We start from the raw sequence: 20,397 nt of genomic DNA, 5'->3' as shown, positions 1-20,397 counted from the left end.
CGCAAAGAAAAAGGCCGAGCATCACTGCGCGGCCTTTATATTATTGAGTGGAAACGAGAGTTTCTAAGCTTCTGCTTTCTCTAGTTGGTTATCGTCAGATTTAGGCTTGCGTCTGATCTTCGCTTTTAAGCGTGAACCCGCACCCTGCACATCCGTTAAGATGATATATAAGGCCGGCACTAACACCAGCGTGATAAGCGTTGCGAATAGCACTGCAAACCCAAGTGATACCGCCATCGGAATAACAAATCTTGCTTGTAGACTCGTTTCAAAGATGATTGGCATTACACCAGCAAACGTCGTGATAGAGGTTAGCGTGATTGCCCTAAAGCGTGCACACCCCGCTTCAATAACCGCCTCTTTAAGCTTAACGCCCTCAGCACGTGCTTGGTTGATATAGTCCGTCATTACCAAGGAGTCGTTGATCACAACCCCTGCAGCGGCTACTAGTCCAAACATAGACATAGTACTCATATCTAAGCCAAACACTAAGTGACCCCATAGCGCGCCCACTAAGCTAAACGGAATTACCGACATCACGATAAGCGGTTGTGCGTAACTCTTCAGCGGTACAGCCAATAGGATATAAACCATCAACATACCAGCGGCAAAGAATAAGATCTGCTCACTGGTTTGCGCTTGACGCTCTTCCACACTACCACCTAGCTTAGTTTTGACGCCTGGGAACTGTTTCAGTAGCTCTGGTAAGATATTTTCTTCGATATTCTTAACCACGGCATCTGGCTCAATCAGCTCTTCATCGATGCTACCGTATACATATACCGTTCTAAACCCATCTTCACGACGAATATAATTGATACCCGGCTTCTCGGTAAACTCTACGACATCGCCTAGCATCACTTCTTTACCTTTTGGCGTTGTGATGATAGTACGCTTAAGTGAAGCCAAAGCTTTACGATCTAGTTCAGGATAACGCACCATCACTTTGATTTCTTCGCCATCACGAATAACACGCTGTGCTTCGCCACCGTAGAAGCTATTGCCAACCTGAATCGCAACATCAGCAAGTTGCAAGCCAAGCTCATAAGCCACTGGCTTAAGCGCGATCTGCATTTCTTTACTCGCAGGGTCAATACTTGAGCTGATATCAAATAGTCCAGGTTGCTGCTGCAACATTGAAATAAGCTGCCTACCCGCCGCGTTGAGGGTCTCGATGTCAGAACCTAGCAAGCGATAGCCAAATTCGCCCTCACCACCACTTTGATCGCCAACACTGTCATACACGATGATTGATTTCACTGCGGTGATCTCTGGCATTGCCTCGCGCCAACGGCGTGCAAGTTCAAAAGCCGTAAATGGTCTTAGCTCTTCGTCAACTAACGTCGATAACACTGAGCCCTTAGCGCGGCTTTGGTTCCAAGAATATACATCCTTAACCATACCTTGACCGAACTCTTGGGCAATCTCTTTATCGACATTACGCACCATTAACTCAATAGACTGCATTGCCGCAATGGTTTGCTCGTCCGAGACATTGTCGTTCATGGTAATTTCGATCTTTGGATAATCCTCTGGCACTTTCGGGAATGGAATAAAGCGCACTAAATTCGAAGTCACTAAGCTAAAGCTAAATACCAGCATCGCCACAAAAGTTAATAATACGGTCCAGCGCCAATCAACACAGCGCTGAATAAAGCGTCTGTATGGTCCGTTTACAAATGCGAAGAACTTCTTGTTAAATGCAGCACGACGACTGTTTGGACGCAGTGGTTTAATCTTAGTATGAGCAATATGTGCTGGCAAAATCCATTTGGATTCAATCAAACTGAATACCAAGCACAGAATAATAACGCCCGAAATTGACTTAAAGAATGCACTTTCAGGACCAGATGAGAACAACATAGGTGCAAACACAGCAATGGTTGTTAGTACGCCGAAGGTTGCTGGTGTTGCAACACGCTTAGCACCAATCACCACATTCTTAACGCTGTGGCCTTTGCGTTCAATTTCGGAGTAGGCGGACTCCCCTATGACAATGGCGTCATCCACCACGATCCCAAGTACCATAATAAAGGCAAATAGCGATACGATATTAATACTGATCCCAAGAGCTGGCATAAATAGGAATGCACCAAGGAAACACACCGGCAAGCCAATCATTACCCAGAGCGCTAATTTGAAGCGTAGGAAAATAGTCAGCATGATTGCGACGAGTAACGCACCCTGTAACATATTGCTCTTCATCATCTCGAGTCGAGCGTTCAGGTAGTACGTCATATCAACGATTGGTTCTAATCTTAAGCCTGCGGGTAACTTAGCGTTTTTCTCTTCGATATATTTATGTACCGCTTTCGCGATTGGGATCATATTTTGGTCTTTGGTCGCTTTAACCGACAGAAATACCGCATTTTCACCATTCAAACGGAAGTAATATTCACCTTCAGTCAGGCCATCTTTAATTTCTGCGATGTCTTGAAGATAAATTTTGGCGCCGTTATCACCGACCTTAACAGGGATGTTTCTAAACTCATTACCGCGGTACATTTGGTTTTCAACACGCACTGCAATGATGCCTGATTCAGTTCTGATTTGACCTGCTGAAATGTTGGTTGAATAACGTCTAATTGCGCTACTAACATCACTAATCGTTAGGTTGTAACGGCGCAGAGCATCTGGATCAACTTCAATACCAATCTCATAGTTTGGGGTTGAACGGTCAACCAATGAAATCGTTGGAATTTCGAGTAATTCATCTTCGATCTCTTTGGCGATTGGCTTGAGTGCATTCAACGGTAGATTACCAGCCAGTGCGACGTTCACCACGTCTTGACGAAATTCTATAAGCTGAACCTGCACAGGCTCCATGGATGCTGGGAAGGTCGCGATACTATTCACACGCGAGCGAATTTTATCTTCTACTTCCGTTAAGTCTTCATCTTTATAGATTTCAAGTTGCGCACTACCGCTACCTCTAGCGGCACGGTAAACCCCTTTTTTGATTTCTGTAACGTCTTTTAATGCTTCTTCAATTTTGATCAAAATCCCCTCTTCAATTTCTTGAGGAGACGCGCCAGGATACACAGCTGACACCGTCACATAATTGATTTCAAAGTTTGGAAACATTTGTCTTTGGATAGTCATATAACTGATAAAACCCATTATCAGTATGAAGACCATCAACAAGTTCGCCGCTACCGTATTATTCGCAAAATAAGCGATAATACCGCGCTGCGATGTTTTTTCTATATCACTCATGGTCGCTCCTTGCTGTTACAGCTTTTCCGGCTGACTACTAGGCTTTGATGAGGAGTCCGTGCCAGCAACTTTAACTTCCATGCCTTTTTGTGGATATTCAGGTGGTGTCATGACCACTTTATCGCGACTTGTGATGCCATCGCCGATTAAGAAGAACTCACCCTCTTCACGAATAACTTGCACTTTACGTGGCTCAAGCTGGTTATCTTGATTAAGTAACCAAACCGACTGATTATTCACGATATCTTGTGGTAGACGATAGATTTGTTTTAACGTTTTACCCGCAAAGCTAACTTGTACATACGTGCCGTATTTTATCGCTGGCTGGCGCGTTGTGAGACCATACGGGTCATTGATACGTACCACCAGGTTGTTCATACGCGTTTGTTGGTCAACAGTACCTAAATCTCTATCAATCTCAGCTTCACGAGTGAAGGCATTCACACCACGCTGATAAACCGTAGCGGCAAGCCCTGACACTCGCTCAGGTAAAAACACAGAATCAAAACCCGCGATAGGAATAATCACTTCCGCCGTTTCGATATTATTGACAGTACCAACTGAACTCCCCATAGAAACGAACTGGCCAAGACCAACGTCTTTTTTCACCACTAGTGCGTTATAAGGCGCGATAACTTCGCAGTTTTCTAGGTCTCGCTTTGCACGCTGCAGTGCAGCTTTTGCCGATTTTACTGAGGCTTTGGCACTCATGACCTGCGGTTTACGTAAAAATAGGTCGGTATGCTTTTTATTTGGAAATCTTCTTGCTTCATCAGCAGCTACATCAGCTTGTGCTTGCTCTTCGATAAGCTGCGCCTGAGCTCTGGCAAGTTCTGCTTCTGCTTGTAGTAACGCGGCTTCGTAGTTATCTTGCTCAATACGCAGTAACACTTCGCCTTTTTGTACCACACCGCCTTCAACAAAGTTAGGGTGCCAGTATTCAACTTCGCCCGATACTTGAATAGAAAGTTGTGTACTTTCTAGCGGTTTTACTTCGCCATAGCTTTGGATCACAACTTGGTGATCTTGCGCAGCGAGAGTTTCAACTTCAACAACAGGACGAGAATCGACTTCTTGCTTCTCAGGTTCACTCTTAGCAACGGCATTGACGAACATAAATCCGACAACACCCACTATAAGCACGGTAAAGGGTAGAATCCATTTTAAAGTTTTAGCTTGCATGACAGTACCTATTGATAATTTCCTGACCGTATAGTACCAAGTTTAGCGCGTTCTCGGATGTGACATTTGTAAGAATCTGTTACACCTTTAGAACAACTTTTTATAACTATCGAAAAACAGCAAAAATTATAAAGTTATTTCAAACAATCAAGTACCAAAGCCATTGATTTAAAAAGGCCTTTTCAAGTACGTTTTTTGTGATTTATATAACAGTTTTTTCGGCTTTTTGTCACATTTTTCACCCTAGATCTGCTTAGTGACATGATGAAGCTCAAGCACTAGAACTATACTGCCTACCAATACGATAGCGAACAACAGATAGATCCCAAGCAGTGGACTCAAAATACCAAACGTACTCGCCACGACTAAAGACAAGAAAACTGCAATAACAACTGCGACTAACACGAGAGAAGCCCGACTCCAACACTGCTCAATAAGAACATCACGTACCTTAGCACCGACTAAACGCTTGATATAGAAGACTGGCGTACTCAATATGGCGAGGTAGCCGAGCAAACCATACATACCTGCCACTACCTGTATTAACATCATCAGTGCGATCACCAGCCCAGCTAAAAAGCTCAGCATGGCTGTTTTATTGAGTTGCTGCATCCGCGATTTGATATCGACGAGCTTTAAAATAGATTGGCTTGGGTTTTGTTGTTTGTACAAGGCGGTAACCGTATGCAAGTCTAATTTCTCTCCTGCTTTGGCTCGCACCAGAATATTTCCACTAATAAAATTAAAAGGTAGATAAGCTAAGGCTTGTGCTTGAGACGTATGGCTAAAGGTATTTTCGACAATACCCACAAGGGTAACGGGGCGCTGATTTCTGTCGTAGATGGTCATGCCGATATCTGCTGCTGTTACGCCAAGGCGCTGTGCTAAAAGCTGATTGAGCACCACTTTTTTCCCTGAACTATTGATAGCTAGGTCATCCTCAGAGAATCCGCCACCAGCAATAAACCTTAGGCCTGAGGTGATAAAGTAATTTGGCCCGCTGAGCTGTAAATAAGCGACGACTGAGTCGCTGCCATCATCAACTAAGCTTAGCGGCTCCAGAAATACAAACTCGTGGGGTAATACGCCAGCCAGAGCAGCACTCTCGACGCTTGGGTGCTGTCTAAGCGCCGACAAGTTTATCATCGCTTGATTATATCTTGCTTGAATAGCATCTGAGCTGCGATCGTAGTTACTTTGCTGTAACTCAGCAAAATAAAGATTATTTGAGTTAAAACCACTTGAGGTATTCAACTGCCCGCCAAAATAGCTCAATAGCCAAAATGCAAAACTCATTGTGACTATGCCCACACCGATTTGCAATCCGAGTAAGGCTTGACTCATTGACTTAGGCAATTGTTTGACCTGCCCCTTCCCTGAGCCACTTAGTTGACTACGAATATCCTTAAATGACACCTGAGACATTGCCAGTTTTACAAACACCAGTGCACAGAGTTGAGCAAAAGCACCTACCAATAAAAAGCTCCACCAAGGTAGTTTGAGCCAAACTGCATGGGCTAGGGTCTCCTTCGACCAAAACTGCATTAGCCAAACGCCAGCATTCGCTATCCCTATAGCAAGCAATGACGCAAACAAAAAAATCAAGGCAATATAACGCCACTGTTCGAGTTGTAGATTGCCGCGCTTAGCACCGAGTACAATCGCCAGTGCCAGCTGGTTTTGTTTGGCTTTAAAGTCTAGCAAGTAGAGCGAAAATGCATTCACTAAGGTGATGACAAGCAGCCCAACGCCTGCAAATGCTAACCATTGCGTCGTTGTTCTTAGCTGCCCTTTTAATTTATCAGCAAGTGGTGACAACGAAAATCTGAGCGTCGCACGACCAGATATCCCTTGTTCTAATTGAGCTTGCTCAAATGCAGTTTGAAACTGCGCCTGCAAAAGCGTTAATTGCAGCTGCGCATTTTCTTGTTTTATGCGACCCACAAGAAATAAGTCGCTTCTTACCGCCAAGTGGTCCATACCCGTAATACGGTCACCCATCATAAGTGTGAATGGCAAAAATACCTCACTCATCCGGTTAGATTGATATAACTGCGGTTCGGACTCATCGCACGCGGCCACTCCCACCACGATATAACGACGGTCATCAAGTTGAATGCTCTGTCCTATAATATTTTCATCAGGAAAATATTGCTGCACAAAGCACTCTGTCACAACGACTTCGTTAGGTGCTGTACCAAGCTCATTACTTTGGGAAAGCCACCTCCCTTCTTTTAAAGCAATATTAAAGAGCGAAAAAAAATCATCACTGACGTAAGTTGTCTCAATCCTTGGCTCAACCACTGAACCACGTAATAAGCTGTGGCTATACAATACTGCGGAGGCTTTATCAAACAATTGCTGATCTTGAGCAAGCTGCCACGCAACAGGCGTAGAGATAGCATTTTCCATGATCGTCTTGTCATGTTCATCTAACATATCCCCTTGCAGCCAAACGAGTTTATCGCTTTGCGGATAAGGTAGCGACTGATAAGCTTGCCATGATAAGCCAATACTCATCATCATAGCGGCGAAAGCGCCGCTCAATAACACGACTAACATCAGACTTAGCCTAAGCCTATACCTCAATCGCCTCAATAGCTTACGCCATAATGTCATGCTTATCCCTTCACTAATTCAGATGGGTTGATTAATGAATTGAGTGGCCTGCGCAGTAGTTGTTGTAGTGAAAAGTACAAACACGAGCTCGACACTAACACTATCCCCACAGCCGCAATCGAAAACTCTGCCACATTAAATGTTTGCTGAAAGTATGGCGACAATAATAAACACCCGGTCAGGGAAATCATTAACGCAATACCTATGTGCTTAAAGTGGGTGATAAGATCCTCTTGAGTTAGATCGCTATGCTTAGCACCCAGCACCATTTTCGTACCGTAATAAGAAGCTTTAAGTGATTGGCTATAACGAAAGACACCAAACAGGCCAATAATCACGAGCAGCAACGCCAACGCGAAGATAAACAGTGCTCCATAGGTAACCAAGGTATCAGTCAACAGGTATTGCTCACGCTGCGCAGTAAGTGATTTAAAACTAAAGATTTTCAATGCTGGATGAACTTGCAACAGCAGCGCTGCAAAATGGGATTTAGTGACAGGCTGCTGAGTCTTAATTAACACCGTATTACTTCCTTGTACTGCTCGATACACATGGGGCAGTACGGGTTCGCCAGGCACGGCTAAATCAGCAACGACACCAATAATTTCAAACGCCGCATCTTCGTCTGTAATGTTAAAACTCAAGCGCTTGCCTAGCGCCTTTTCCTCTCCACCTAGTTGCTCTGCAAAGGTTTTATTGATAATTAACTGCTGCTCACCGCGGCGCACCGCTTCACTATCGAAAAACTGACCTTGTAGTAACGGCAAAGAAAAAAACTCAAGATAACCACTATCCACAACTCGGCCAACCGGATGCACGCGTTCGAGCGTCTCGACTTCTTGCAATGACCAAGTGCCAACGCCTTGTCCGATCGGTGAACGGCTTCGACTCACCGCGATTACTTCTGCGGTATTCGCAAGGACTTCACTGGCTTGACGCATTACCTCTGTGTATTCATCTCTTGGCATAGTATCAGGGGCATAAAACGTCACTTCGTATTTATTCTTGAGATCTACCGCATAAGCATTTTTGAGATGAGATAAGGCAGCAACGCCGACACTGAAGCAGAAGAAGAGCAAGATAATAGAAATACTTAACTGACTCACCGCCATGAACCGTTGCACTCGCGCACTCACAACAACGGCATTCCCCTTACCGCTTTGTTTTAGCATGTGCGTTAAGTGACGAAAGCGTATTGCAGACATTCCTGCGAACAACAATAACCAGCTCGTCAATAAAGCGACCAATCCCAGTGCAAGTATACTTTGCCAGGTTAGCGCTATCAGCTGCGCTTGCGGCAACAGCCCCACTAGTTCTTTTTGTAGCCACTGGCAGATAACATAAGACGCTCCAATTGCAACCACGAGTGATACTAAGCAAAGTGCTAGCAGCGGTAACCACTGCATCAGCGCAATATCTCTTATTTTTGCTCCCACCACCGCTTGAATTGCCAGCGTGCGCTGGATCTGACTGAGTCTTGCAAGGTATAAGTTACTGATATTTAATAGCGCGATACCAAGTAAACCGAGCGATACCACAAACATTCCAAATAACAATAAGGGAGACTTACCGAGCATAATTGATTTCAACGACACCGCACGAATGCCAATATACCACTTCGCAAAATACTCACTGTCGCTCACTTTGCTGCGCCAAAGTGTGTTCATTTCGTTCGATAGCGAGAGGCTGACTTGTTCATGCTCCACCCCTGTAGCCAGCTTACCCACCATCAAGTTAAGCGCATATCGGTTCCACCAGTAAGGTTTAGCTTCCTCTGAAGTTAGGTTGTATTGCCAAGGTAGCCATACCGCAGTGTTGTGTGTCAGCTTTTTTAAGTTAGGTTCATAAAACTGCTCTGCAGCAACTCCGACAATCGTAAACTCTCGCCCATCCAGTCGCAGCGTTTTATTTAAAATATCAGGATCACCATTGAAGTAACTTTGCCAAGCTTGAAAGCTCAGCACTGCGACAGGGCTGCTCTCATCTACAGATTCAGTAATAACCCGCCCCATCGCAAGCGGCACATCAAAAATACTAAACCACTGTGGCGAGACATAAGCTGATTCAACTTGTGGCGCATCGGCATCCGAAGTAAGCAATTGCTCAGCATAATGCACCATCGCCAGCTGCTCCATTTCGGCAGGTTTATGCTCGTATAAATGCATCAATGATGGGTAATTAAAGGCTTCGCTACTCTCGTTACCATTTTCATCAAACATCGGGTATTCAAGCTTCACAATACGTTCTGAATCTGGATATGTTAAAGGTGAAAAATACAGGCTATGTAACATCCCCATTGCGACCAGCATCACAACGAATACACAGCTCAGCGTAGTCACCACACTAACATGATAAATATTTGCACGGCCTAAGTTGAACACTTGCATGGTGCCCTCTCTATGCTCGTTGACTAACAGGTTGAGCAGAAGCGACGGTGCCTAACAGCTCACCATCGAACAATTTCACCTGCCTTGGAGCCATATCGGCATAACGTGGATCGTGCGTCACCATACAAACTGTGGTGCCTTGCTGATGCAATTCAGCGATTAATTGCATCACCTGATCGCCACTTTTCGAATCTAAGTTACCCGTCGGTTCGTCCACCAGTAGAATGCTTGGTTCGGTCACCAAAGCACGAGCAATCGCGACACGCTGCTGCTGCCCGCCTGATAACTGATTTGGCTTATGTTGAACGCGATGCGACAGCCCAACCTTTTGTAAACAAGACTCGACTCGGAGCTTTACTTCAGCCTTACTCAACTTCTCAGGACGATACTTTAGGGGTAAAGCGACGTTATCGAATACCGAAATTTCATCAATGAGATTAAAAGCCTGAAAGACAAACCCAATATGCTCATTGCGAAGCTCAGCGGCCTGATCAAGCGTCAGAGTTGTCACATCATGAGCACCAATCGTATAGCTACCACTTGTTGCTTGGTCAATTAAACCGATGATGGATAGCAAAGTAGATTTACCGCATCCTGATGGGCCAGAGATCGAAATAAAATCGCCTTTTGCTATTTCCAGTGAAATATTTCTCAGTGCGTGCGTTTGTAGTTCTTCGGTTTCGAACACTTTATTGATATTTTTAAGCACTATCATTTTGATATTCCTACTTTAATAAGATTGTCTCATCTAGACTGGCAAGATAGGCTAGATCAGAAATGATTAATCGTTTCCCGGCTTCAACGCCAGAATCTATAACAATATATTTCCCCGTTGAAGCACCAAAGGTGATTGCTAGCGGCTTTGCGGTGTCATCACTAGTCAGTGCAAATAAGGTCTGCGTTTGATTGTCTTTGGCATTGGCAGGGCGCTGAACATAGGTGGCATTGGCAAGATGCTTAATGGCGATGCTGGCAGAGATACTCAGCTGCGCTCGCGCCTGCTTCGGTAAGGTATTTGGTAAACTCACCTCTACTTCCACGCTATTGTTTGTCACCACGGGGTCAACTCGGAGCACTTTGCCTTTTACTTTGTTGGCCTGCATGTTCACCATCACGTCTTGCCCAGTTTCAACCCAGCGCACTTGGGATTGTGGCACAGACAATACCGCCATCAACGACTGGTTAGAGCTAATCAATGCTAATTCGTCACCAACATTGACTCGTTGCCCAAGCGCCAGAGGCATGCGCTCAATGATCCCTGAAGTGCTGGCTTTAATCTCCAGTTGTTGTTGTTTTTCTAGTAAGTTATTGAGTTCTTGTTCACGAATATTGATTTCCTCGTTAGCAAGAATAAGCGCCGAGCCATGTAGTGCTTGCAACTGTTTAGCTTGCTGTTCTAGCATGCTAATTTCATGCTGCAAGGTACTCAAACTGGTTTCAGTTTGGGCAAAGTTCAGCGCGGAAATAATGCCTTGTAGTGCAAGGTTTTGCTCCGCGCGGTGGCGCAATACTAAGGTTTTAAGCGCGCCTTGTTTTTGCATCAGCTGTGTTTGTTCGTTTAACAGCTCCCTTTGTTGAGTGAGTAGCAGCTGTTCTTTTATTGTCCGCGACTGGCGCAGAGCTTGTTTGGCTTGTTGAACCTGTAACGCCAGATCTGGGCTCACAAGCTCGGCGATCGCTTCACCTTTGTGCACAATTGCGCCCGCTTTATGGTGGATAGTTTTAACGATAGCCGAACTTTGCGCGTTTAATAAAAACTGCTCAGCACTACGTAACTCCCCAAAGCTATCTACTGATAAAGTAAGCGGACCTTGTTTCACTTCCGCCACCAGTATCTCTGCGCGTATCACACTAGAATGAGACGCCCATTGTTGCCACAGTAAATAAACAATTATCACCACCATTAAACAGACAGCAACGATGTAATGTTTGGTTTTTCTTGGCTTTGCCGGTTTGACTAGATCCATGTTCCCTCCTCACTGACTGTCGACTGATAGCGAGAACCATGCCAAATAAAAATAAACAACCATTTCAATAAATTAACTTAATTTCAGATATCAAAACCGGCTGATATTTCGAAATCGAACACAACTTTTCGGAATTGGAAAGAGATCTTAACTTTGTTTGCCAATATGTCGTTTATCTTTTGTTACATTCATTTTACCTTGAGTTTCTGACAGGCTCTGATGTTTTGGGTACACTCAGATTTTTACAATTTCGAGTCAACATTATGAAGAAAACGGCATTAAGCATTGCCCTCGCGCTCACCTTCGCAAGCGCCCCAAGCTTTGCAAAAAAAGACAAAAAAGAAGAAGAAAAAACAATCGCTTCACTAGTCGAAAATAAAACCAGTATTGATGGCCTGTTTCCGCTTTATCAGGATAAAGAAAGCGGAGAATACCTAATGCAACTCAATGAGACGCAACTTGATACTCCATTCTTATACTTCGCGCATACTGTTGATGGCGTTACCGATGTCGGCCATTTTCGAGGTAACTACCGAGAAACGAAACTGATTGAGTTTAGAAAACACTTTAACCGCATTGATATTATCAGCAAAACGCCGCGTTTTATCTTTGATGAAAACTCAGCTATTGCGAACGCGAGCGATGCCAACATCAGTGAAGCCGTACTCGCCAGTATCGAAATTGAAAAAGCTGAAGACGGTAAAATTTTATTCAAAGCAAATAAGCTATTTTTAAGTGAGTCACTGCATAAAGTATCTCCTTGGAAACGTGCAGATGACAAGAACGCAAGCAAGCGCTTTGCCCTTGGCAAATTAGACGACAAGAAATCTCGAATCGTTAAGCACCGTCCATATAGCAACAACTTAGATATCGTTGTTGATTATGTCTTTAGTAACCCAAACCCAAAAGTTGCAGGTTCAAATGCAGTGACAGACTCACGTTTTGTCTCGCTAAAAGTACAACATAGTTTTGTCGCACTGCCAGACAATGACTACCAACCTCGCTACGATGATGCACGTATCGGTTACTTCACCAATCAGTTTGACGTGCAAACTTCACCAGATTGGGCGCCGTATAAAGACGTTATTAAGCGTTGGAACTTAGTGAAGAAAGATCCAAGCGCGGCGCTTTCTGAACCTGTTGAACCTATCGTGTGGTGGATTGAAAACACCACACCAGTCGAATGGCGTGACACGGTTCGTGATGGTGTACTAGGATGGAATAGTGCGTTTGAGAAAATCGGCTTTAAGAATGCCATTGTTGTAAAAGTACAACCTGACGATGCCACTTGGGATGCGGGTGATATCAACTACAATGTTCTGCGCTGGACTTCTTCACCTCGCCCACCGTTTGGCGGCTATGGTCCAGCAACTGCCAACCCGCTTACTGGCCAAATTCTTGGTTCCGACATCATGCTAGAGTATGTATTTATGCGTAACCGCTGGATGTATGACTCGCTCTACTCACAAGGTCAAATGAGCCATGGTGCAGAGGCATCAAGCGATACACTACACTGTTCGCTTGGACATGAAATGCAAGGTCAATTGATGACGGCAAGCCTTGCAACAGGTGCTGACATCGAACGCAAAGAAATGCTACGACAGGGCTTAGTACAGTTGGTTCTTCATGAAGTAGGACACACCTTAGGCCTAAACCACAACATGAAGTCTTCTATTTTGTGGGGTCCTAAAGAAGTACACGACAAGTCAAAAACACAAGGTATCGTAACCGGCTCTGTGATGGACTACGCGCCAGCTAACATTGCCCCTCTAGGCGTTGACCAAGGTGATATCTTCCAAACCAAACCAGGTCCGTATGATGATTGGGCGATAGAATTTGGTTACAGCACAGCACTTAACGATGACACCCAAGAGCAACAGCGCCTTGAAAAGATCTTATCTCGTTCTGGCGAACATGGCTTAGCTTTTGGCAACGATGCCGACGATATGCGTGCGCCGGGGCGTCATATTGATCCTCGCGTGATGATTGGCGACTTATCATCCGATCCGGTGACATACGGGGTTGACCGCATGACTCTGGTCAACCATTTATTCACCGAACTAAAAGACAAAGCGCGTGTTGAAGGTCAGTCTAACCAACAGTTATTAACCTCTGCGAATATGCTGTTTGGTCAATACCGTGCTCAAGCAACTGTGATTTCACGCCAAATTGGCGGTATATACGTTGAGCGCAGCGTAGTAGGCACAGAAGGTGAAACAAAACCATTTACACCAGTACCACTTGCGCGCCAAAAAGCGGCTATGACCGCGCTTAAGGAAATGGTTTTCGCACCGACCGTGCTTGAAAATATGCAGCCTCTTTACAACTACATGCAAGCGCAGCGCCGTGGCTTTAACCATTATGGTAAGAACGAAGATCCTAAAGTCCATAAGATGGTACTTGGCATGCAAAAGTCGGTACTAGACCAAGTACTACACGCGAATGTATTACAACGTATCAGCGACTCTACGTACTATGGTAACGAATACAGCCTAAACGAGGTGATGAACGACCTGACTGCCGCTATTTTCGTTGCTGATAAGAATGCAACTACCTTAAGCCAGAACCTACAAATTGAGTACGTTTCTCGCTTAATTAATGTTGCAGGATTGAGCAAAGCGAGCAAATACGACAATTTGGCAAAAGCCGCTGCACTATTCCAACTGCAGAGTATTTTGGATAAGAGCACAGCTTGGGGTGCCGATCAGGCAACTAAGGCACATAAAGCGTATATTGATCGTATGATCACAAAAGCGTTAGAAGCGTAACTCGAAAATTTTTGTATTACGCGAGTGAAATGAGCGAAAACGTTAAGGGCTAGCAATTTGCTAGCCCTTGTTTTGTCTGTTTATATCACTAAGCTAAAGCGGGTTTAGAGCGATAGTACTGAATACAGCCTAATTGTGCGGCATTAGTCAGTAAAATCATCACAAACATCAACACGTGAGCGACACTCACATGAGCTAAGCTCAGTTCAGCTGCCAATCCAATTCCGCCCGCTAGAAACTGCAGTGAGAAATACCTAGCGCTTAAGTTAGAAACATCACCGCTTTTAATTGTTTTATAGGTCTGCGGCATAACGCGAATTGAGCTCATCACTAGCCCTAAGTAAGTTAACGCATTTAGCAACGCAGCAGCTTCAATGTTCTTTGCCAATAAAAACCCAAATGGCAGCGTCGACAAACCAAGTAAGAGTGCTAATTGATTACACTGTTTCGAGCTTGCGTTGTAGCGAATAAAATAATATAAAATAAGTGCACTTAAAGAACCTGTAACAACAAAAGGCAACACCATAAAAAAACGTTCAAAGAAAACGTTGTAGGCAATAAAGTAAGAGCTTTGTGCAACACCAAAACTCATCATTAACAGTGAGACACCTGATACACTGCGATTTTTACGGATCTTCCTAATCAAAGGAACAAAGCTTAAAACCAAAACGAAAGAAGAAACGATCGGTAAATATTCGCTCAATGCCAACTCCAAATGTCTAAATTGTTGCTAAGTTAAAGTGCTGTAAAACCCTTAAAAACACTTTGTAAAATTATGATTTTTAAGGTTTTTATTTTTGAAGGCGCGCATTTTAAGAACTAAACATAAAAATACAACATAACCTATAGAATCTATTTCCCACCCCTTGGCAAGGCTCAAATACAACCGTATAAAAATAAGTACACTTTAGAAGGCTTAGAAGTGCGGCGGCATGAAAACATCTAACTATCGCCGGCATGGAATTAATAAAGTAAAACTTATGTTAAAATAATATATATAAAACTTTACAAAACGAATTATTGTTTCTATTTTGGTGTGTGGATGTTCAAAAAACATACCACCAACTGGTCGTGCTCTACAGTGCACCCAAGGCTTGGTTCGGTATTGAACGACGCCCAACTTTTTATCTCAAGTTGGATAACCACACACTCAAAAGGAATAACAATGAAACGACACATTCTTGTCACAGCATTAGGTTTAGCATCAGGTATCGCGATGGCACAAGCGCCACTAACGGAAGCTCAGATGATGGAATATACCAGCAAAGCTAGCAAAGCAATGATTGGTAAAAAGTACGATCTAAACCTTCCACTTATTACTCAAAACAGTGCTACAAGCACTTCAACGTCTACACAAACTATTGTGCAAACAGTTTCACACCCAGATGCAAGCTACATCAAACTACACTTTAAAAACCTCACCCTTGCAAACGGCGGTAAGCTCGTTGTGCGCTCGGAGGATAGTGGCGAGCGCTATGAATACACCCAAGCAAACCTCCGCGCAGCAACAGTTGATCCAAGCCTCGGCGATGACGGCGTTAAACAGTTTTCTGCTATGTCAGTCTCTGCTGATAAAGTCATCATTGAATATACTCCAGGCCAAGGTAATGCAGGCAAAACACCCGAAGTCGATTTTTACTATCATGGTACTGAAGGGCAAGCAACTGTTGAGGGCTTGACCGATGTGACGCCCATGTCAACTTGTGGCGCAATGGAACGCAAAGACGTGCAGTGCTGGGCGCAATCGCACCCGGTGGAATTCGAGCGCTCGCGTCCAGTCGCCAGACTGCTCATGAACGGCAGTGGTTTATGTACGGGTTGGCGTGTTGGTGCAGATAACCGTATGTTTACCAATAATCACTGTGTGGGATCAGCATCAGAGCTGGCGAATACTGAGGTATGGTTTAACTATCAAAGTACGAGCTGTAACGGCAGCCAGCGCGAGACTGTGGTTAAGGTCACAGGTAAAGACTTCCTTAAAACAGATTACACACTAGATTATACGCTGTTTACCATCAATGATTTCGCTAAGGCCCAGCCGTTTGGTTATTTTGGCTTAGACGTGCGTAATCCATCGCAAGGCGAGCGTATTTACATTCCTCAACATGGTTCAGGTAATCCTAAAGAGCTGTCGATTGAGTCTGATCAAGACACCAATGGACTGTGCTCTGTTAACCAAGCAACGGCGAATGGTCGAGGTACCGGTACAGATATAGGCTATTACTGCGACACTATTGGCGGCTCGTCAGGTTCGCCTGTACTTGCAGCCTCAACCAATAATGTTGTTGCGCTACACCACTTAGGTGGCTGTACCAATAAAGGCGCTAAAATCAGCTTAATTTGGCCTCAGGTTTCTAGTCACTTTGGTGGCCAAATTCCTGTTGGCGATAACGGCACTACCGATCCATTGCCCGTTGCATTATTTACTTACAGCTGTAATGACCTAAGCTGCAGCTTCGATGGTTCAGGCTCTAGTTCACCAAATGGTTCTATTACACAGCACAGCTGGCAGTTTGGTGATGGCGCATCCGCTTCAGGCGCGCAAACGTCATATAGCTTCACAAACTCTGGCAGCTATACCGTAGAACTCACCGTGACAGATAGTAATGGTGACACTGCGTCAACAACACAACAAGTCACCGTGACGCTGCCAGGTGAAGAGCAAAAACTTATCAAGGGAGTAGCCAAAACAGGGCTTGCTGGTGCTAGCGGCAGTGAAACCTTCTTCTATTACGATGCCCCTGCAGGCACGAATACAGTGACATTCAATACAAGTGGTGGCACTGGTGATGCTGATATGTACGTACTTAAAGGTGCAGAACCAACAACCAGCAATTGGACTTGTCGCCCTTACCGTTATGGTAACAGCGAATCTTGTACCCTAAATGAAGGTGCAGGTCGTTATTGGGTGATGATCCGCGGGTATAATGCTTACTCCGGCTTGCAGATTATAGCGAACCATAATTAATCTCAGCACTTTATAACACACCAAACAATGTGCGGGGCTAGCCTCGCACATCGTTTGATAGCAGTCCGCAACGATTACCTACAACTCATACCAAACACTAAACCAAACACGGTTTTCATTGGTCATGTTACGCCCCTCTATACGACCAACTCCAGCACTAAACTGTAGATCGGTTAATCCGGCAGGAGCAAAATCAGCGGCCTTATCTAATATCACTCGAGACAAAGGTAAGCGCATCTTAATACCGTAATTTTGCCCAATCACTTCTCCATCTAACTGATGCTGCTTATAAAATAACTTAGGTTTGCCCTGCTGCCATGAAGTTGCAAATTCATAGCCTAAATAGCGGCTTCCCGTTGCAAATAGATGCGGCAACATAGGTTCGCTGACAGCGTGTAAACTGTTACTAGTACTAGTGCTGGTAAACGCTCCACCACCCACAGATAGAGGCAATTCGCTGCTGTAGCGGCTATCGACCGATGCATAGAATGGAATTTGCCATGCTTTAGCAAACAAGCTCAGCTGATAATCAAAACCATTTAATTCACCTAGCCACTGAGCTGCAGAGACTTGCAGTGCTACACCATGCTGCTGCGTATCCCACATTGCACGACCGTTAAAGCCGTAACGCCCGCCGCTCCATGCTTTTTCACCATGTTGCACACGAATAACGCCCAATTCGGGAGCGAGGAAATTCAATGCTTCACCAAAACGATAGCTAGATGACAAGGCAAATTGCTTAAAGCTGCTTTTATTCGGGGTCTTTACTTGTGGCGAGCGAGACTGCTTATCCGCTTCTAGCTCTTGATATCCAGCATCAAACGTCGTTTTCCAGTTTTCATGACGATATTCAAGTTGGGCAAATGCGCCCATCAACGCACCATTATTGATGCTTTTCTCGGCTCCAAGCTGCCAAGCAAGTTGGCGCAGCACATCCTGCCCTTTTAATGCCACGCCCAAACTATCAAAAGAGGCGCTATTTAATGCGCCTGATAAGGCGACAGAATAAGACTGTTCGAACACAGAATAATCAGAACTGGGCAGCGCGGTATGATCTATCTTAGCCGCAGGTAATTGATGGGGATGCAGTTCTTTTTGTTCCGCCTCATCCACTTGCTCCAACACGCTCACGGTGCGCCAAGCCGGAAAAACTATTTTGTTAACCTTGACCCCTTCAGGGGTCGCATAGCTCACCAGTAACTGCTGTGAATGGGTAATAATTTGCTCAAGCGGTTTAGCACTCGCAGGTAAGGTTTCAAGTATTTTACTCGCCATGTCATAACGCATCACCGCTAAGTGGCCTGCGACTCCAGAGATAAAGTACAGCTTGTCATCATCATGAGACCAAGTTAACCCCGAGAGGTATTGATGTGACTTGGGTAAGTAGACGATTTCGGTTGTATCGTGGCTAAGATCTTTAACAACAAGTTGCCAGCGTTTGTTAGGAGTAACATGCACATAGGCTAATGTCGTCTTTTTATTAGAGAGCACAGGAAAGTCATGGACATCCCCAAGCTTGCTTGTGGTGATTGGCGTTTGCTTGCCTGAGTCCAGCTCTATGGTCACCAGCTGTGAGTAACCCAAACGGGACACCTCCGCAATAACGGTATTGGCATCAACAATACTAAAGCGACGAATACCCGCGCCTTCGGTCAGTTGCTTTGGCTTTCCAGTACCAACTTTCCAGACAAACAAATCATTGATAAAGGTATTGTCTGTAGCCGGCGTTTTTGCAACGAAGTAAATATGGCTGTCATTCAGCCATTGGGGGTAATAGATACCAGCAAAATTGTGAGCATCAAGCTGCGCAAGTCGCTTTTTTGGAAAGACTTCAGGTGCGATATCCACAATATCTTTAGGATCGGCATTTAGTATTGCTTCATTGCGCTTATTAAATTGCTCAATGGCTTCTACATTTTCTTTGTTTTCGTAGATATTGAGTGTGACTTGGCGTTTACGATTTTGCTCTACCACCAAAAACTGACTGCCATCTGGAGAGAATGCAATATCTCGAGCAGCATATGAGAACCGCTGCCAAAGCTCACTCTGTGTCGGAACCAAGGCCAGCTCCTGCTGCATGGCCTGATAGCTATATTCAACAATAAAGCGACGATATAACTGGCTTGCTGGCGCTCCAAAAGCACCACTAAATGCGGTTTCAAAACTGCGAGATTCCACCGCCTGCACTCTTGTCCACACTGCATCTAACGTCTGTGCGCCATAATTATCCTCAAGCCATGCTAGAAAACGTACGCCTACTAAGTATGCCATGGAATTGGAAAGGTAAGACTTGTCGCCATTATCTAAAGCGCTATAGGTCGGTAATGCACCTTGCTGCGCGTAATAACGCACAATGCTCTCACTGTAGTTGTCGTATAAACGTCCTCGTCCCGTTAATCTAGACTCCAGCAAGGTAGCATAGCCTTCGCTGACCCAGCGCGGTAATACCGCATCGAGCAAGTCAGTAATATCGTGCCAATCTCTGAGATGTTGTCGCCATTGATTACGGCTCGGCTGTGATAGATGAACGAGATGAATATATTCGTGCAAAATGAGCAACTGCTGCCAACTGGTGTTATTTGCGATGACGGAATCAGCTTGAGGCGGCGTCGCTTGCAGTGCCATCATTGGTTTATCTGTGCTGGGTAATGCAAAGCCATTGGCCGCATTTTCTGGATCGTAAATAATCACATCAGCACGTTCACTCAAGGCTCTACCTTGTTGTGCCAGCACTTTATCTCGCACCACCTCCAGCTCATTTGCTGCAGAATACGCCCATTGCTGAAGCGCCTGAGGATAATGCACATTAAAGTTTTCGGTTTTGATGGTTTGCCACTTAGCCTGTAAACCAAAGCTAGTTAAAGCAACAAAAATTATCAGTAGCGCTCGCATTACCTTTCCTAAATAAATCCGGTGGCGCTAGCTTAACAAGAGATGTAAAGAAAAAGTGTGCTTTTTAGTAACAATTTCTTGCGCACGCTACGCCTTAAAACGCCTATTTCGGGCAAGCAAGATGTGAGTTGCTCTAAATGCGCGTAATTTTTCAGTGATTTTGTGGCTGTGCAAGGGTGATAAACAAGCTAAGTACCGCAAGAGACACTGCAAAAACAAAAAATACCACGGTTGAACTCAACCCCGCCTGCCATTTTGCCGCGGCGATTAAACCCGCGCTCAATAACACCGCCAACTTTGCCTTGGTATGTGCATGTGGTTTGAATGATTTGGAGTAGCTATACGCCATAAAGATAAAGCCGCAGGCCAACAGATAAGTGACTAACATGGTAGCTCCT

General features: G+C 44.7%; 11 protein-coding genes. 2 read left to right on the top strand and 9 right to left on the bottom strand.

Annotation, left to right across the window (positions count from 1 at the left end):
* Nucleotides 1–63 precede the first annotated feature (63 nt).
* The 6 genes from MHN32_RS07165 to MHN32_RS07140 all read right to left on the bottom strand — a co-directional run bounded on the left by MHN32_RS07165 (nt 64) and on the right by MHN32_RS07140 (nt 11,371).
* Nucleotides 64–3,216 (bottom strand): efflux RND transporter permease subunit, encoded by a 3,153-nt coding sequence (locus MHN32_RS07165; protein WP_174170218.1) that lies wholly within the window; start codon nt 3,214–3,216, stop codon nt 64–66.
* Nucleotides 3,217–3,231: 15 nt separating this feature from the next.
* Nucleotides 3,232–4,398, bottom strand: coding sequence for an efflux RND transporter periplasmic adaptor subunit (locus tag MHN32_RS07160; RefSeq protein ID WP_010606916.1), 1,167 nt, complete (start codon nt 4,396–4,398; stop codon nt 3,232–3,234).
* Between the two features lie 243 nt (nt 4,399–4,641).
* Nucleotides 4,642–7,017 carry an ABC transporter permease gene (locus MHN32_RS07155; RefSeq protein WP_239421382.1) on the bottom strand — a complete coding sequence of 792 codons (2,376 nt, stop codon included), beginning with the start codon at nt 7,015–7,017 and terminating at the stop codon, nt 4,642–4,644.
* A 2-nt stretch (nt 7,018–7,019) separates the two neighbouring features.
* Nucleotides 7,020–9,404, bottom strand: coding sequence for an ABC transporter permease (locus tag MHN32_RS07150; RefSeq protein ID WP_239421381.1), 2,385 nt, complete (start codon nt 9,402–9,404; stop codon nt 7,020–7,022).
* Nucleotides 9,405–9,414: 10 nt separating this feature from the next.
* Nucleotides 9,415–10,119, bottom strand: coding sequence for an ABC transporter ATP-binding protein (locus tag MHN32_RS07145; protein ID WP_010606919.1), 705 nt, complete (start codon nt 10,117–10,119; stop codon nt 9,415–9,417).
* 10 nt (nt 10,120–10,129) lie between these two features.
* Nucleotides 10,130–11,371, bottom strand: coding sequence for an HlyD family efflux transporter periplasmic adaptor subunit (locus tag MHN32_RS07140; RefSeq protein WP_239421380.1), 1,242 nt, complete (start codon nt 11,369–11,371; stop codon nt 10,130–10,132).
* Nucleotides 11,372–11,634: 263 nt separating this feature from the next.
* Between MHN32_RS07140 and MHN32_RS07135 the strand changes: the two genes are divergently transcribed.
* Complete coding sequence (locus MHN32_RS07135) at nt 11,635–14,139, top strand: zinc-dependent metalloprotease (protein ID WP_239421379.1); 2,505 nt, start codon at nt 11,635–11,637, stop codon at nt 14,137–14,139.
* 88 nt (nt 14,140–14,227) lie between these two features.
* On the opposite strand, the gene MHN32_RS07130 is transcribed toward MHN32_RS07135, so the two are convergent.
* Complete coding sequence (locus MHN32_RS07130; protein WP_239421378.1) at nt 14,228–14,842, bottom strand: PQ-loop repeat-containing protein; 615 nt, start codon at nt 14,840–14,842, stop codon at nt 14,228–14,230.
* A 462-nt stretch (nt 14,843–15,304) separates the two neighbouring features.
* Between MHN32_RS07130 and MHN32_RS07125 the strand changes: the two genes are divergently transcribed.
* A complete protein-coding gene (locus tag MHN32_RS07125) occupies nt 15,305–17,107 on the top strand; it encodes a PKD domain-containing protein (RefSeq protein ID WP_174170213.1) in 1,803 nt (600 codons plus the stop codon).
* A 78-nt stretch (nt 17,108–17,185) separates the two neighbouring features.
* On the opposite strand, the gene MHN32_RS07120 is transcribed toward MHN32_RS07125, so the two are convergent.
* Together MHN32_RS07120 and MHN32_RS07115 are read right to left on the bottom strand one after the other, a co-directional pair.
* Nucleotides 17,186–19,999 (bottom strand): hypothetical protein, encoded by a 2,814-nt coding sequence (locus MHN32_RS07120; protein ID WP_239421377.1) that lies wholly within the window; start codon nt 19,997–19,999, stop codon nt 17,186–17,188.
* Nucleotides 20,000–20,150: 151 nt separating this feature from the next.
* Nucleotides 20,151–20,387: a hypothetical protein gene (locus MHN32_RS07115; RefSeq protein WP_010606925.1), complete on the bottom strand. Its 237-nt coding sequence runs from the start codon at nt 20,385–20,387 to the stop codon at nt 20,151–20,153.
* Nucleotides 20,388–20,397 lie beyond the last annotated feature (10 nt).

It is taken from the genome of Pseudoalteromonas sp. Of11M-6 (assembly GCF_022347905.1).
Taxonomy (GTDB): Bacteria; Pseudomonadota; Gammaproteobacteria; order Enterobacterales; family Alteromonadaceae; genus Pseudoalteromonas.
Note: the sequence above shows the minus strand (reverse complement) of the source record. Positions and strands in the feature narration are given on the sequence as shown.